The sequence below is a fragment of the Bacillus sp. LH1 genome, assembly GCF_057924895.1.
Genome location: NZ_CM175007.1, coordinates 312,501 through 315,000, shown reverse-complemented (window position 1 = coordinate 315,000; position 2,500 = coordinate 312,501). Strand labels below are relative to the sequence as shown.

The following is a 2,500-nucleotide window of genomic DNA, read 5'->3' as shown; positions in this document are numbered from 1 at the left end:
TTAGCAAAACTGTGTAGAAAGCAAATAGAAAAGTACTTAATAATATTAGTATATCTCCTATTAAGGACACTTCTTGATTAGCACTTTTAGATGGAATCGTGATAAAGAGTACTCCTATAGCACCCAATATAATTCCTATCCAATAATTCAATCGAATTTCCTCTTTTAAAAAGAGTGCTGAAAAAAGAATTGTAACCAATGGTAACGCAGCATCTATAATACTCACATGTAATCCACTGGTTAAAGAAATGCCGTAGGATGTAAACATAAAATAACCAGCTACACCGGTAAAAGCTAACAAACTCATTCTTTTCCATGGAACTTTTTTATGTACAACTGATTTTTGTAGTTCCTTAAATGAGAATATCATACAAATTCCACCTGCAAAGAAAAGACGAATAAATAACAAAGTAAACGGCTGAATAGATTCTAACGCCCATTTTGTTGGCGCAATGGCTGTGCCCCATAATATAACAGCCACTAATAACATGCATATTTCTTTCATAATTCCCCACACCCATCAAAAATATATGTTAACTACCTTAATTATAGATTTTTTCTAATGTAAAATCCTTTAAAAGCACAAAAGGTTATGTAAGATCACAAACATTCTTTTTACATCTGGACTATATTCTTGAAAAGGTAATTCTTACCTTTAAATTAAAAATAATAAAAATAAACACAAAAAAACCTAAGTCAAAATGACTTAGGTTCTTGCTTGGCGACGTCCTACTCTCACAGGGACAAGGTCCCAACTACCATCGGCGCTAGAGAGCTTAACTTCCGTGTTCGGTATGGGAACGGGTGTGACCTCTCTGCCATCATCACCAAACTATGAAGGCATATTCCTTCAAAACTAGATAACATTGCTACATATTATATGGTTAAGTCCTCGATCTATTAGTATTCGTCAGCTCCACATGTCACCATGCTTCCACCTCGAACCTATCAACCTGATCATCTTTCAGGGATCTTACTAGCTTACGCTATGGGAAATCTCATCTTGAGGGGGGCTTCATGCTTAGATGCTTTCAGCACTTATCCCTTCCGCACATAGCTACCCAGCTATGCCCTTGGCAGAACAACTGGTACACCAGCGGTGCGTCCATCCCGGTCCTCTCGTACTAAGGACAGCTCCTCTCAAATTTCCTACGCCCACGACGGATAGGGACCGAACTGTCTCACGACGTTCTGAACCCAGCTCGCGTACCGCTTTAATGGGCGAACAGCCCAACCCTTGGGACCGACTACAGCCCCAGGATGCGATGAGCCGACATCGAGGTGCCAAACCTCCCCGTCGATGTGGACTCTTGGGGGAGATAAGCCTGTTATCCCCGGGGTAGCTTTTATCCGTTGAGCGATGGCCCTTCCATGCGGAACCACCGGATCACTAAGCCCGACTTTCGTCCCTGCTCGACTTGTAGGTCTCGCAGTCAAGCTCCCTTATGCCTTTGCACTCTACGAATGATTTCCAACCATTCTGAGGGAACCTTTGGGCGCCTCCGTTACACTTTAGGAGGCGACCGCCCCAGTCAAACTGCCCACCTGACACTGTCTCCCGGGTCGATAAGACCCGTAGGTTAGAATTTCAATACAGTCAGGGCGGTATCCCACCAGCGCCTCCACCGAAGCTAGCGCTCCGGTTTCAATGGCTCCCGCCTATCCTGTACAAACTGTACCAAAATTCAATATCAGGCTACAGTAAAGCTCCACGGGGTCTTTCCGTCCTGTCGCGGGTAACCTGCATCTTCACAGGTACTATAATTTCACCGAGTCTCTGGTTGAGACAGTGCCCAAATCGTTACACCTTTCGTGCGGGTCGGAACTTACCCGACAAGGAATTTCGCTACCTTAGGACCGTTATAGTTACGGCCGCCGTTTACTGGGGCTTCAGTTCAGAGCTTCGCTTACGCTAACCCCTCTCCTTAACCTTCCAGCACCGGGCAGGTGTCACCCCCTATACTTCGCCTTACGGCTTCGCAGAGAGCTGTGTTTTTGCTAAACAGTCGCTTGGGCCTATTCACTGCGGCTTTCCGTTAAGAAAGCACCCCTTCTCCCGAAGTTACGGGGTCATTTTGCCGAGTTCCTTAACCAGAGTTCTCTCGCACACCTTAGGATTCTCTCCTCGCCTACCTGTGTCGGTTTGCGGTACAGGCACCTTTTATCTCGCTAGAAGCTTTTCTTGGCAGCGGGGAATCAAAGACTTCGCTCCATAAGGAGCTTCCCCATCACAGCTCAGCCTACGCGATAAGCGGATTTGCCTACTTATCAGCCTAACTGCTTGGACGTGCACAACCAATCGCACGCTTCTTCTATCCTTCTGCGTCCCTCCATTGCTCAAACGATAAAGAGGTGGTACAGGAATATCAACCTGTTGTCCATCGCCTACGCCTGTCGGCCTCGGCTTAGGTCCTGACTAACCCTGAGCGGACGAGCCTTCCTCAGGAAACCTTAGGCATTCGGTGGACGGGATTCTCACCCGTCTTTCGCTACTCATACC

Annotated in this window: 1 protein-coding gene and 2 rRNA genes (2 of these 3 only partly in view); all 3 read right to left on the bottom strand. The window is 46.4% G+C overall.

Features of this window, described 5'->3' with window-relative positions; all coding sequences use genetic code 11:
• On the bottom strand, positions 1–505 hold the 5' portion of the coding sequence (locus tag ACX9TM_RS01725) for a DMT family transporter (RefSeq protein ID WP_050279586.1). The gene continues 416 nt to the left of window position 1, outside the view; the window shows 505 of its 921 coding nt (coding positions 1–505); its start codon is at positions 503–505; its stop codon lies off the left edge, out of view.
• A 211-nt stretch (positions 506–716) separates the two neighbouring features.
• Positions 717–832 (bottom strand): 5S ribosomal RNA (rrf, locus tag ACX9TM_RS01720).
• A gap of 48 nt (positions 833–880) precedes the next feature.
• A 23S ribosomal RNA gene (locus ACX9TM_RS01715) occupies positions 881–2,500 on the bottom strand (it continues 1,302 nt past the right edge of the window).